13 protein-coding genes are annotated in these 12023 nt (G+C 68.2%); 8 read left to right on the forward strand and 5 right to left on the reverse strand.

What is annotated here, in order from left to right:
* Positions 1 to 7: 7 nt before the first annotated feature.
* The 3 genes from PS271_RS12440 to hemL form a co-directional block, all read right to left on the reverse strand.
* Positions 8 to 1222 carry a polysaccharide deacetylase family protein gene (locus PS271_RS12440; protein WP_398381988.1) on the reverse strand — a complete coding sequence of 405 codons (1215 nt, stop codon included), beginning with the start codon at positions 1220 to 1222 and terminating at the stop codon, positions 8 to 10.
* A gap of 179 nt (positions 1223 to 1401) precedes the next feature.
* On the reverse strand, positions 1402 to 2049 hold the full coding sequence (locus tag PS271_RS12445; protein WP_398386821.1) for a histidine phosphatase family protein: 648 nt from the start codon (positions 2047 to 2049) through the stop codon (positions 1402 to 1404).
* Between the two features lie 53 nt (positions 2050 to 2102).
* Positions 2103 to 3452: a glutamate-1-semialdehyde 2,1-aminomutase gene (gene hemL, locus PS271_RS12450; RefSeq protein ID WP_398381989.1), complete on the reverse strand. Its 1350-nt coding sequence runs from the start codon at positions 3450 to 3452 to the stop codon at positions 2103 to 2105.
* Positions 3453 to 3829: 377 nt separating this feature from the next.
* Here hemL and PS271_RS12455 point away from each other — a divergent pair, with 377 nt between their 5' ends.
* A complete protein-coding gene (locus PS271_RS12455) occupies positions 3830 to 4393 on the forward strand; it encodes a hypothetical protein (protein WP_398381990.1) in 564 nt (187 codons plus the stop codon).
* Positions 4394 to 4415: 22 nt separating this feature from the next.
* On the opposite strand, the gene PS271_RS12460 is transcribed toward PS271_RS12455, so the two are convergent.
* Positions 4416 to 4886: an NUDIX domain-containing protein gene (locus PS271_RS12460; protein ID WP_398381991.1), complete on the reverse strand. Its 471-nt coding sequence runs from the start codon at positions 4884 to 4886 to the stop codon at positions 4416 to 4418.
* Positions 4887 to 5001: 115 nt separating this feature from the next.
* Between PS271_RS12460 and PS271_RS12465 the strand changes: the two genes are divergently transcribed.
* From PS271_RS12465 to PS271_RS12480, 4 genes are all read left to right on the forward strand, one after another.
* A complete protein-coding gene (locus tag PS271_RS12465; RefSeq protein WP_398381992.1) occupies positions 5002 to 6219 on the forward strand; it encodes a helix-turn-helix domain-containing protein in 1218 nt (405 codons plus the stop codon).
* A gap of 255 nt (positions 6220 to 6474) precedes the next feature.
* The gene (locus PS271_RS12470) at positions 6475 to 6900 is read left to right on the forward strand and encodes an ATP-binding protein (protein ID WP_398381993.1); all 426 of its coding nucleotides are present in this window, start codon (positions 6475 to 6477) and stop codon (positions 6898 to 6900) included.
* Between the two features lie 8 nt (positions 6901 to 6908).
* Positions 6909 to 7103 (forward strand): hypothetical protein, encoded by a 195-nt coding sequence (locus PS271_RS12475; RefSeq protein WP_398381994.1) that lies wholly within the window; start codon positions 6909 to 6911, stop codon positions 7101 to 7103.
* Between the two features lie 860 nt (positions 7104 to 7963).
* A complete protein-coding gene (locus PS271_RS12480; RefSeq protein WP_367140511.1) occupies positions 7964 to 8233 on the forward strand; it encodes a hypothetical protein in 270 nt (89 codons plus the stop codon).
* Positions 8234 to 9114: 881 nt separating this feature from the next.
* Here the strand turns inward: PS271_RS12480 and PS271_RS12485 are convergent.
* Positions 9115 to 9891 carry a GntR family transcriptional regulator gene (locus PS271_RS12485; protein ID WP_398381995.1) on the reverse strand — a complete coding sequence of 259 codons (777 nt, stop codon included), beginning with the start codon at positions 9889 to 9891 and terminating at the stop codon, positions 9115 to 9117.
* 173 nt (positions 9892 to 10064) lie between these two features.
* Here PS271_RS12485 and PS271_RS12490 point away from each other — a divergent pair, with 173 nt between their 5' ends.
* The 3 genes from PS271_RS12490 to PS271_RS12500 are packed head-to-tail and all read left to right on the forward strand — an operon-like array spanning position 10065 to position 11927.
* Positions 10065 to 10430: an SCO3933 family regulatory protein gene (locus tag PS271_RS12490; protein WP_398381996.1), complete on the forward strand. Its 366-nt coding sequence runs from the start codon at positions 10065 to 10067 to the stop codon at positions 10428 to 10430.
* A complete protein-coding gene (locus PS271_RS12495; RefSeq protein ID WP_398381997.1) occupies positions 10430 to 11740 on the forward strand; it encodes an FtsK/SpoIIIE domain-containing protein in 1311 nt (436 codons plus the stop codon). Before PS271_RS12490 ends, PS271_RS12495 begins: the two co-directional genes overlap by 1 nt.
* Positions 11727 to 11927 (forward strand): hypothetical protein, encoded by a 201-nt coding sequence (locus PS271_RS12500; RefSeq protein WP_398381998.1) that lies wholly within the window; start codon positions 11727 to 11729, stop codon positions 11925 to 11927. Before PS271_RS12495 ends, PS271_RS12500 begins: the two co-directional genes overlap by 14 nt.
* Positions 11928 to 12023 lie beyond the last annotated feature (96 nt).

Genomic DNA, 12023 nt, shown 5'->3' on the forward strand with positions numbered 1-12023 from the left:
GGAGCGGTCAGGCGGCCACCCCGGCGTGCCACTTCTCGCCGACCTCCAGCCGGCGCAGGCCCCGCAGCACCGCCGGATCCTGGGCGTCCATCCAGTCCGCGAACTGCCGGAAGGACACCAGCCGCACGTCCTTGTACTGATCGTCGGCGATGCGTTTCAGAGCTTCCTCCACCGCATCCATATAAATCCCCCCGTTCCATTCCTCGAAGTGGTTGCCGATGAAGAACGGCGCCCGGTTCGTCTCGTACGCCCGCTCGAAGCCGGCCATATACGCGTCGGTGGCCTGCTGCCGCCACTCCGGATAGTGGACCGACGGACCGCGCGTGGTGTTCTTCGACTGATTGGCGAGGATGTTGTAGTCCATCGACAGGACCTCGAACGAATGCCCGGGAAAGGGAATCTGCTGGAGCGGGAAATCCCACAGGCCGTGCTTCTTCGACGGCCACACCTGCGTACCGCCCGGGGAACTCGCGTCATAGCGCCAGCCGAGCTTCGCCGCCGTCGGCAGCAGATTGTCCTGCCCCAGGAGGCACGGCGTCCGGGCGCCCACGAGCTCCTTGCGGTAGTCGAACGGCAGCGGCTCCAGATCGCCGAACCCGGTGTTCGTCCGCCACTCGGTGACGAAGGAGACCGCCTGGTCGATCTCCGACTCCCAGTCCTCCCCCTCCCACCGGCCGACCGACCCCTCGCCGGAACAGAAGTGGCCGTTGAAGTGGGTGCCGATCTCGTGCCCCTCCAGCCACGCCTCCCGCACGTTCACCAGCGTCGCCCGCACGTGCTCGTCCGTGAGGTAGCCGATGTCGGAGGCGCCGACCGGGTTGTTCGGCGGCTTGTAGTGGTGCCGCTTCGACTCCGGCAGCAGGTACAGCCCGGACAGGAAGAACGTCATGCGCGCGTTGTGGTCCTGCGCCAGCTTCCGGAAGCGCGGGAAGAGCCCGTTGCCGACCTCGCCCGCCCCGTCCCACGAGAAGATCACGAACTGCGGCGGCTTCTGCCCCGGCTCCAGCCGCTCGGGCTCCGGCGGCTGGTTGGGCTGCGGCCCCGCGTCCGCCGTCGAACCGTCGCCGATCGGCCTGGCCTTGGCCCGCTCCACGGCCTTCGCCGCCGGACCGCTGCGTCGTTGTTCGGGAGCCGCCGTCGAGGAGCAGCCGGCGACGCCGCCCAGCGCCGCGGCCGCTCCCACACCCCACCCGAGGAGACCCCGTCGGCTGATGTCGCGCATGTCGACTCCGTCCGTACTCGCCGTGCCCCACGCCGTATGTCGTCCATATAAGACGACATTGCGTGAGAGGGCGCGCCGAGTACGGCGGTTGCGCAGTTTCCCCCGTCTTTACGGAGTTGCCCCGCATTTACGCAGCCGGAGACGTCTTACGGAGCAACCCGGGCTCCGCCGAAAGGGTGTCAGGCGCCGAACGCCTTGGACCCGCCCTTCACCGGCTTGGCCCCCGCGAGGAGATGCACCGGCACCAGATCGCGGGCCGGTTCGCTGTACCCCACCGATACGATTTTGTCCCCCCTATAGGTGAACGTCGTCAGGCTCGCCAGGGTGCACTCCCGCCGCCGCGGGTCGTGCCACAGCCGCCGCCGCTCCACGAAGCTCCGCACGATCCAGATCGGCAGCTGGTGGCTCACGCACACCGCCTCGTGACCGCGCGCCGCGTCCTTCGCCGCGTCCAGCGCGCCCATCATCCGCACGACCTGCTCGACGTACGGCTCGCCCCACGACGGACGGAAAGGATTCGTCAGGTACTTCCAGTTCGCCGGCTTCTTCAGCGCGCCGTCACCGACCCCGAACGTCTTGCCCTCGAAGACGTTGCCCGCCTCGATCAGCCGCTCGTCCGTCGCCAGGTCCAGCCCGTGCGTCTTGGCGATCGGCGCGGCCGTCTCCTGCGCCCGCTCCAGCGGCGAGGCCACCACATGGGTGACGTCCCGCCCCGCCAGGTGCTCCGCCACCCGGTCCGCCATCCGGCGGCCCAGGTCCGACAGGTGATAGCCCGCCCGGCGCCCGTAGAGCACGCCCTCCGGGTTGTGCACCTCGCCGTGGCGCATCAGGTGCACGACGGTGATGTCGTCCTGCTTCTTCACCGCGTCCTTCTCCGAGCTCACTTCGCCCCCTCCTCGGTCGCCTCGGCCGCCGCGCGCGCCGCCGCCGGCAGCGCCGCCGCGATCCGCTCCACCGCCGCCGCGTCGTGCGCCGTCGACACGAACCACGACTCGAACGCCGACGGCGGCAGGTACACGCCCTGCGACAGCATCGAGTGGAAGAACGCGTTGAAACGGAACGACTCCTGCGCCCGCGCGTCGTCGTAGTTCCGCACCTCGCGCCCGGTGAAGAACACCGAGAACATGTTGCTCGCCGTCTGCAGGCGGTGCGCCACGCCCTCCTTGCTCAGCGCCTCGCTCACCAGACCGCTGATCTCCGCGGACACCGCGTCGACCTTCTCGTACGCCGCGTCGTCCAGCAGCCGCAGCTGCGCCAGACCCGCCGCCGTCGCCACCGGGTTACCCGACAGGGTGCCCGCCTGGTAGACCGGGCCCGCCGGCGCCAGGTGCGCCATCACATCGGCCCGCCCGCCGAACGCCGCGGCCGGGAAGCCGCCGCCCATGACCTTGCCGAACGTCATCAGGTCCGGCTTCACACCGTCGACGCCGAACCAGCCCGCCTTCGACGTACGGAAGCCGGTCATCACCTCGTCGGAGATGAACAGCGCGCCGTTCTTGGCGCACGCGTCCTTCAGCCCCTGGTTGAAGCCCGGCAGCGGCGGCACCACGCCCATGTTGCCCGGCGACGCCTCCGTGATCACACAGGCGATCTCGCCCGGGAACGCGTGGAACGCCTCGTGCACCGCCTCCAGGTCGTTGTACGGCAGCACGATCGTGTCCCCGGCCTGCGCGCCCGTGACACCCGGCGTGTCCGGCAGCCCGAACGTCGCCACGCCCGAGCCCGCCGCGGCCAGCAGCGCGTCCACGTGCCCGTGGTAGCAGCCCGCGAACTTGATCACCTTGGCGCGGCCGGTGAACCCGCGCGCCAGCCGGATCGCCGACATCGTCGCCTCGGTCCCCGAGGAGACCAGGCGCACCTGCTCCACGGGCTCGACGCGCGCCACGATCTCCTCGGCCAGCGCGACCTCGCCCTCACCCGGCGTACCGAAGGACGTGCCCCGGGCCACCGCCTCCTGGACGGCCGCGATCACCTCGGGGTGCGCGTGCCCGAGGATCATCGGCCCCCACGAACACACGAGGTCGACGTACTCCCGGCCGTCGGCATCGGTGAGGTACGGACCGGTGCCGGACACCATGAACCGGGGCGTACCACCCACGGCCCGGAAGGCCCGGACCGGGGAGTTCACGCCGCCGGGCGTCACGACAGCGGCGCGATCGAACAGGACCTGCGAGACTGGAGCTTCATACGAAAAAGGTAGTTCGGCCCTGACCTGCGGCTTCTCGTTCACTGGTGCGCTCCGTTCGCCCACGACATGCTCTGACTCGGGTCCTCAGGGACCCGCCGGCCGCACGCAGTCACCGGGGTGGACACCAGCGCCAACAGCACCGGTGACCCGGCGCCACGAGGGCGGCCCGGAACCCCTTCCACGTACTCATCTGCCATGTGGACAGCCTACGGGGCGGGATATGGCGCGAGGCTCGCGCCAGTAAGGGCGGCAGCGTTTAGAGGGGCGAGGACGTAGCACCCTCGGCTTCACACGAGGTTGAGGGTGCTGCTGTGTGCGGATGGGCGCGCGAACGAGTGGCATAGCGCCCTCAGCAGGCTCACGATGGAGAGGAAGGATAGGTATGCCAGCTCCCCGAGAACCTGAGGGAGTGATGCGCAATGACCACGATCGAAATCGGCCTGAACCCACGAGAACAAAAGCTTTATCAGTGGTTGGGCATTGCTGGCGCATCAGTCGGATTGGGCGGCCTGCTGATCTACGCACTATGCCTGCTCCCCGACATAAAACAGACAGGGATCACCTTCGGCGTAGGGGTTGCGATTGAGGGTGCATCAGCCATCGCCGGAGGCCTGGTCGGGTTCCTATTTGGAATCCCCCGGAGCACGCATGATCGCCAAACCAACCGGGGAGGCGATTATGTACCCAATACCAACCTAGAGCAGATTTCGGACTGGCTGACGAAGATACTCGTTGGTGTCGGACTGGTACAGATAGGAAGTGTTGGACAGGGGGCCGGGCGCCTCATCGGAGCTGCCAGTAAAGGCCTCGGCGGCGATGACGAAGCGGCGAAGGTGCTGGCTGCCAGCCTGATGGCGCTTTTCCTAGGGCTGGGCTTCATGGTGAGTTATCTATGGACGGCAACTGATGTAATTCGAGCATTGCGTGCGTCCAACGTGGCAGCCGCGTCTAGGTCTGTCAGGGAGCATGGAGGTCACTTATAGCCCCCTCGGGCTTATGCCTGACTCATACAAGCTCCCCGTGTTCGAGGTACTGAGGGTGCGCCTCGCCCCGTGCCACAATCGCACGCTTCACGCGACGAGCGAGCCTTGGAATGAGTAGCTGATCGACAGCGTCCGCCGGGTGGAACTCGGCGGCGAGTACCTCATCGCCGTCGGGCTTGATCGCGTTCAAATCTTCCGGCTGTAGCTCACCGCCGTCGAAGACGTACAGGACCTTGTCGCCCTCGGCCTCGTTCGGGGCCCAGTCCACGACCAGGAGTGAGCCGATAGCCGGCGTGATCCCCAGCTCCTCCTCCACTTCGCGGCGGCAGGCGGCCAGAGGGGACTCCCCCTCCTCGATGTATCCGCCGGGGATCTCCCACTTGGGCTTGTACGAGGGGCGGACCAAGAGCACGTGCCCCTTGTCGTTGAAGAACAGCGCACCCGCTGCCATGCGCGGGCGGGCGGGGCGCGATTCCTGCACTGTCTCCGTCATGCGGCGAGCCTAATGAGTCAACCTCTCACCCCGGAGAGCTGGCATCTCCTGTCGCGGCGCGACGCTGCGTGTGACACTCGATCCGACGTAGCCGGGGAGGGCAACGATGCGGGGCATGAGTGATCACCTCACGTTCGGCGAACGCGTGAGGTTCTACCGCAAGCGGCGGAAGCTGACCCAGTCGGAACTCGGGCAACTGCTGAACCGCTCCGAGAACTGGGTGTACAGGGTCGAAACCGACCGTCTCTCGGTCAACAGCGTCAAGCAACTGACGAGCATCGCTGAGGCCTTGCGAGTCCACGTGGAAGACCTCCAGGGTTCGCCGACGCTCTTGGAGGACCAAGACGGGCATCGGGCGAGCGTGCCCGTCATCCGAGCTGCGCTGATGCAGTCACGCCGGCTGTCCGGGTCCTTGTTCGACAACCGGGAAGTTCCTCGCCTCGAACGGATGTCGGCCCAGGTCAGCCAAGCCTGGGGGCTCTATCAAGCGTCGGAGTACGCCAACCTCGGCTCCAAGCTCCCCGATCTGCTGGCGGACTCACGTCTCGCAGTGCACACCTTCCCGGCCGGGCCGCAGAAGGACGAGGCACTCCGCGGATTCGCGCTGACCTTGCACCTCGCTGCGGTCTACCTTCGTAAGCTCGGGGAGACCAACCTGGCGTGGAAGGCTGTCGACGAGGGAGACGTCGCGGCCGATGAATTGGGCGATCCAGCCGTCGTGATGACGCTGCGCCGCGGCGTTGCACACGTCCAGTTGGGCGCCGGCTTGCCTGAGGATGCCGTGCGCGTCACCCTGACGGCGCCGGGTGAAGTGCCCCCGGGCTGGTGGACGTCGTCCCCCTTGGCGCTGTCCGTGTACGGGACGCTGTTCCTCAACGGCGCCGTGGCAGCAGCCCGCATCGAAGATCAGGCGGATCAGTCGTTGACGAACGAGATGCTGGCCAAAGCGCAGGACGCCGCGGACCGACTGGGTAGCGACCGCAACGAGATGTGGACCTCCTTCGGGCCCGCCAACGTGAAGATCCACCGGCTGGCAACGGCCCTGGAGTTCGAGGACATCGGGGCGGCCGTTGCCATAGCGGCAGACATGAGGGGCGTCGGGCCTGGTCTGCCCGTAGAGCGCCAAGCACGGCTGCGACTCGACATCGCCAGAGCCTTCGGTGAAGCCGGACGGACAGATGACGCCGTGGACAACCTGAAACGAGCGTTCCAGAAGGCACCGGAGCAGATCCGCGCACACGAGTTCGCTCGCGACCTGGCCAAGAGGCTGCGCAAGCGCAGCCAGCGACGAGACATGCAAGAGCTGGCCGTGCGGTTGGGCGCCGTTAAGTAGAGGCCGGACAAGCCAAGTTAAACGATTAACCCTGAATTTTTTTCAGGGTTTGCTCAGCGTTCCAGGCCTACGGTCACACCAGTCGAACTTCCGTGACTTCGGAGGCCAGTGATGGACCCAACACGGTTGTCCCGTTCGACGAGGGCCCTCCCGGTACTCGATTCGAACGAGGCAAGATCAGTCGCACTCGCGCAGCGCTTCCGGGCCTTGACGCTCTTCGCTGAGTCTCGCGACGCGGCGAAGGCAGCACGCGACATGGCACGAGCCACCTTCCGGGACTGGGGGCTGCACAGCCGGGCGGATGACGCCCGGTCGGTCGTCTCGGAGCTCATCGCCAACGTCGTCCAGCACACCACCCCGGACGAGTGCCTCGCCAGGCCCGGTGCCCCGAGGCGTATCGACGTCGCCTTCCGGGGCTGGCCCAAATGGACCTTCATCGAAGTGAGCGATGAGGACTCCAGCCCCCCGATGCTCCCCATGGGAGAGGTCTTCTCGCCTGCGCTGGTGGGAGATCTCCCTGAGGCTGTGCTTCCCGATTCGGGGCGAGGCCTGCTGATGGTTCAGAGCCTGGTTGACGCCCTGTGGTGGGCGCCCGGGGAGCAGGGCGGGAAGACCGTGGTCTGCCGATTCGACCTCGGCTCTGACCGCCTCGGCAACGGCACCCACGAAGGGGGCGAATGATGGCGCGCTTGAAGGCTACAGAGCTGCGGCGCGGTGACATGGTGAGCTTCAGCGGCGACATCCGCGAGATCAAGGACATCCGCAGCTTGGAGACGTCGCGCGGTACGGAGTTGGTGCTGGTCTTCAAGACCGGATCCGCCTTGCGTCTGCGGCCGACGGATGAAGTCCAGACGTCGTTGCACTGGCGTCAGCTGAGGCGATGACGGCGGCCCGGACGCGCCTCTCGGAGCAGCGGCTGGATGAGGTGCTGAAAGGCCTCCGTCTGCGCCTGCGGCCGGTGACGCGTGAGGAGAGCGAAGCCGCGTTGCGGCGGATCCTTGATCGCGTAGCTCGGCGACGACAGGAAGGGCAAGCGCCCTCATAGACGGGGCGAGGGCTGTCCGTCGGGGAGGGTCCGGCAGCGGTTGCCTGCTTCAGCCGCTGCCAGCGGTCCGGCCTTTGAGCGACGTACGCAGCCAGGGGCCGGACCGCACGCGACGGGCTACACATGGAGAAGGCGGTAATGGCACTGACGTCGACAGCTCGAAGGGTCGCGCTGCACGTCCTGGGGCGGGTGGATGAGAGCTGGTACTGGTTTTACCAATGGGCCTTGATCAAGTTCCATGTTGATCCCGGCCTGGCTGATGCCATGTACCGGGATGCTCCGTGAAGGGCCGGGGCGAGCGGGGAGGGCAGGTGCCCCCATGGGCGGGGCGGGGGCTGCCCCCCTTGGGAGGGTCCGGCAGCCTTCGCCCTCCGGTCTCCTCAGGGTCAGGGCTCATAGCGGTCGCCGTTCCTTCGGCCGCTGTGGGTACTGCGGCTCCCCCGACACCCTGAGGGGAGGGCGGTGGTCTTCGGGTCTACCACCGCCTGCGGTCCTGCTCCCGTTCACGAACGGGAGCAGGACCGCGCACAACAACCAAACAGAAAAGCCGGACCACCCCCGCGCCTGGAAGCAAGAGAGGTGGTCCGGCAGGAGACCGTTCAAGATCCCCGGTGCCGATGGTACCGGGGTGGTCGCCGTGTGTCAGCGCCATGAACCCCACTTGGTATCAGTCCAGTTCTCAAGGAGGGTGTGGGTCAGATGGGGTTCGACGTCGAGGAGTTCGACCCGGATGACGTGACGTGGGTGCGCGGGGTGGACTATGTGGCCGGCTGGCGTGAGGCGACGGATGCGGCGGCGGACTTAGTGGCGGCGCTGACCGTGGCTGGGGTGCCGCTGGACGGTGCGCGGGCTACGGCACGTTCGGCGGCGGATGGGTCGGGTGTGGTGCGGTTGATGTGGTCGGCGGAGACCGTACGGGCCGTGGCAGAGCTGGTGCGCAGGGACGGTCCGGAGCCGCTGGCGGCGTGAGCCTCAGCCACTGACTAGGTGCAGGCGGACGCCCGGCCATGATGGTGATCGGCTGAGCGGATGCGCCCATGACGGGCTCAGCCACATCGCGGCAGCTGCCCGCTCCCCCTCAGCCCACGGCCGGAGGGTGCGGTCTCCTCACGCGCCCGCATCCGTGACGGCGCGAGTACGGCGCCCGGCCTCCCACCGGCCGCACAGTTCGACCACCGGAGCTGCGCCCCCCACCTGTCCCCCCGCTGCCAGCCTTCTTGACGCGCGCAACGACGATGCCGACGGTTGGCGGATCACCCGCCATGTGTGCCGCTGTGCGTAGCCGTGCCACCCAGCAGGTTGCAGTCGGCGGGGTCGGGGTGGTGGTGATTGGCTTGGCCGTGGCCCTTGTCGGCCTGTGCCACCGACAGTCAGCCACGATGGCGGGGCGGCCGGACGATCACCCGTCACGTGTGCACCTGCGCCATATTCCGGTCTCAGCCAAGCTATCGATGTCTTTTCCCACGTCACGGCCGGTACCGCCCGAGACTCCGCGGCGATGCTGCTGTCCCCCTCCCGCAGGCAGCGACGGTGCCGCACGCGAAGCGAGCCAAGCCACAGACCCTCCGCACCGGCCGGTCCGCAGTCGAGGGCCATCCGGTTCCCGGTACGCCCTGCCGACCGCGGCCGGCGCTGACGGAAGGTCGAAGACCGGGCGTCGTATCGCGCTCGGGCCGGGTGCTCGTCGCGTCTTCACGCCGCGGGTGGGCTCGTGGTCGTGCGGGCGGCGTGGGCGTCCGGCGGGACCGGCCGTCAGGCCGCAGCCCGCCGGGGCGCCCGACGCCGCCCGGCGCGCCAACGGCGCGCCCTTGAGGAAGTGAAGAAGATTTCGACCGATCACCTCTCGGCGGTCATGCGTGGGCGCGGCGCGCGGGGGCCTTCTCGGCAGTGATGCGGTAGGCGACCTGGGCGCGGTCGGCGCTGATGCGCAGCTCCTCCAGGAGCAGGGGCTGGTCGTCGGCGCCCTGGGTGATACGGGTGGTGTGGAGGATCGGGGTGGCGTCGGGGATCTGAAGCGCTACGCGCTCATCCGGCAGGGGCATCCGTGCGTGGACGGTTTCGGTCCACGTCAGCTTGTGCCCGGCCGCGGTGAGGAGCTCGTAGGCTGCGGCCGGCTCGGTGTCCGGGGCCTGAGCCAGGGGAGTGCCTTCGGCGGTCGCGAGCGGGATCAGCATCCGGTGCAGTGCGCGGGCTCCGGTGGTGGGGTCGGTCAGGGTCCGGTCGCATCCGAACATCTCCTCCCCCTCCCCCAACCCCAGCGCACGGCCGGTGGCGGCGGTCGTCTCGGTGCGGTGAACGCTCGGCTCCTCGGCCTGCTTCCACTCCACTCCGTCGTGGGTGGCGAAGTGCCCGGCGCTGGTGCGGGTGATGCGGCGTTCGACGGTGAGAGCGGGCTGGGCGGTGGCGCGGACGAAGCTGCCCTTGCCGTGCTGGACGTCGATCAGGCCCTCGGCGCGGAGGGCGGCGACGGCGTTGCGGACGGTGGGGCGGGAGACCTTGTAGCGCTCGATGAGCTGGGCTTCGGAGGGGAGCGGGGCTCCGGGCGGGAACTCGCCCGCGAGGATCGCGTCACGGATGGCTGCTGCGACCTGCTGGTAGAGCGCCCCGGGGCGCTGGATCTCCGACATATGCGGACCCTTCGTCTCAACTTGAACGTCACGTCATACGAGCGTCATCACTCGTCAGCATAAGTACTTGCGCTGCGGACCGATAGGGCCTCACACTCATAACTCGTAAGGACGAGTGACGTCCTCTCGTGATCGCGAGAGGGTGCCCTGAGTGGCCTGGGAGGCCCAACCTCATGCAGTCCATCCCTGTGGACACCACCCGGCTCGGCGTACTGCGGTGCGCCGTAGCCCCGGAACCGAAGATGACCGGCCTGGAGGAGAAGAGGGAGATCAAGCGGGACCGCGAGGGCAACACGGTCTACACCGTTGGTGTCATGGTCCGGCAGGACGGGCGCCGCGTCTCGGTGATCGAAGTCGCCGTGGCCGGCGAACCGAAGGGCGTCGTGGAAGGCATCGAAGTGCGCCTGACCGGACTGGAAGCGTTCGCGTGGGCGATGGGCGACCGGCACGGGATCAGCTTCCGCGCCGCCGCCATCACCCCCGCCCCCACCACCACTGCTGCGGCGTCCGCTCCCGCGGGTAAGACCGGGGGTGCGTGATGGGGCCGATCACCCTCGCGTTCCTCCTCGCCGCCCTCGCCTGGGCCGTGGTCATCGGGGCGTACGTGCGGGAGCGGTACCCAGCGTGGTTCTGGTACCTGACCGGCTACCCGATCACCGCATTACGGGTCGTGCGGACCTGGCGGAAGGTCGCTGTCCTCAACGACCTGGCCGTCTCACCCCGCCCGGCCCGCGGTCTGATCGGTGACCTGATCGTCAAGGGCGAAGCCTTGCGGCTGGTGGCGCCGCGGATCTCCTTCCCCAAAGCCACCCGTACCGGCCTGAGTCTGATCGTCCGGCTCCATCCGGGGCAGACGCCAACACCGTTCATCCAAGCCGCGGACGCCCTGGCCCACGCCTGGCGGGTCCACGCGGTCCGGGTCACCTCACCGGAGCGCGGCCTGGTCCACCTCCTGGCCACGGCTGGCGACCCGTTGCAGAAACCTGGTCTCGCCTCGGCCCGGGTGCCGCTGCTGTCGGCGCTGCTGGGCATCTGCGAATCCGGCGGCGCGTGGGTGATGAACCTGTGCACGGTGCCGCACTGGCTGATCGTGGGCGCCACGCAGTCCGGGAAGTCGACACTGCTGGCCCGGATCGTGACGCAACTCGCCCCACAACCCGTCGCCCTGGTCGGGATCGACTGCAAGGGCGGCATGGAGCTCGGCCTGTTCGACGTCCGCCTCTCCGCCCTCGCCACCAACCGCAAAGAGGCCGTCGCAGTACTGGACGCCTTGGTGGCGCGGATGAAGCTCCGCATGAAGGCCTGCCGTGATCACGGCGTCCGATCGATCTGGGACCTCCCGGAGAAGGTCCGGCCGGTGCCCATCGTGATCCTGGTCGATGAGCTCGCGGAGTTGTACCTGTCGGACGGTACGAGGGAGGGGAAGGCGGAGGCGGAGCGGTGCTCGGTGCTGTTGCTGCGGATCGCCCAGCTCGGTGCAGCCCTCGGCCTTCACCTGGTCGTCGCCGGGCAACGGATGGGCTCTGACCTCGGCCCCGGCGTCACCGCCCTGCGCGCCCAACTGTCGGGCCGTATCTGCCACCGGGTCAACGACCCAGGCACCGCCGAAATGACCCTCGGCGACCTCAACAAGGACGCCGTCGCCGTCGCCCAGTCCATCACTCCGGACGAGAAGGGCGTGGCCGTGTGCACCGGGCCGGATGGCGGCTGGGATCGTGCGCGCTCGCACCTGACCACGGTCGAAGAGGCTCACAAGGCCGCAATCGCCCACGCGCACCTCACGCCCGAACTCCTCGATGTCCACAAGGCCCTCTACGACCTGGGGGTGAAGCGCGATGCAGGTCAGTGAAGGATCCGCGCTCTTCCTCGCCCTGATCTTCGGCGGCATCACCGTCCTGCTTGTCCGCTCCCGCGACGTGCGCTGGTGGCAGGCCCTGCTGATCGCGATCTTCGGCATCTACATCGGACAGACTCCGGTGATCTTCACCATCAACGGCCTTCTGAACTGGTTCCTCTCCGGCTTCACCCGCACCTAGCCCCAGGAGAACCCCACCCATGCCCATGCGCCCCGTGCGCTGCCCGGTCTGCAAGGGCGAGCGCCACATCAGGACCCGGAACGGCCGCCGGCGCCG

This window comes from Streptomyces sp. SCA2-17 (assembly GCF_044336695.1).

Bases quoted from the DNA above. Each gene is read 5' to 3' on its own strand.
- PS271_RS12490 (WP_398381996.1), top strand. From the start codon at position 10,065: ATGCAGTCCATCCCTGTGGACACCACCCGGCTCGGCGTACTGCGGTGC.
- PS271_RS12495 (WP_398381997.1), top strand. From the start codon at position 10,430: ATGGGGCCGATCACCCTCGCGTTCCTCCTCGCCGCCCTCGCCTGGGCC.
- PS271_RS12445 (WP_398386821.1), bottom strand. From the start codon at position 2,049: ATGCGCCACGGCGAGGTGCACAACCCGGAGGGCGTGCTCTACGGGCGC.
- PS271_RS12485 (WP_398381995.1), bottom strand. From the start codon at position 9,891: ATGTCGGAGATCCAGCGCCCCGGGGCGCTCTACCAGCAGGTCGCAGCA.
- PS271_RS12455 (WP_398381990.1), top strand. From the start codon at position 3,830: ATGACCACGATCGAAATCGGCCTGAACCCACGAGAACAAAAGCTTTAT.
- PS271_RS12500 (WP_398381998.1), top strand. From the start codon at position 11,727: ATGCAGGTCAGTGAAGGATCCGCGCTCTTCCTCGCCCTGATCTTCGGC.
- PS271_RS12480 (WP_367140511.1), top strand. From the start codon at position 7,964: ATGGGGTTCGACGTCGAGGAGTTCGACCCGGATGACGTGACGTGGGTG.
- PS271_RS12465 (WP_398381992.1), top strand. From the start codon at position 5,002: ATGAGTGATCACCTCACGTTCGGCGAACGCGTGAGGTTCTACCGCAAG.
- PS271_RS12470 (WP_398381993.1), top strand. From the start codon at position 6,475: ATGGCACGAGCCACCTTCCGGGACTGGGGGCTGCACAGCCGGGCGGAT.
- PS271_RS12440 (WP_398381988.1), bottom strand. From the start codon at position 1,222: ATGCGCGACATCAGCCGACGGGGTCTCCTCGGGTGGGGTGTGGGAGCG.
- PS271_RS12460 (WP_398381991.1), bottom strand. From the start codon at position 4,886: ATGACGGAGACAGTGCAGGAATCGCGCCCCGCCCGCCCGCGCATGGCA.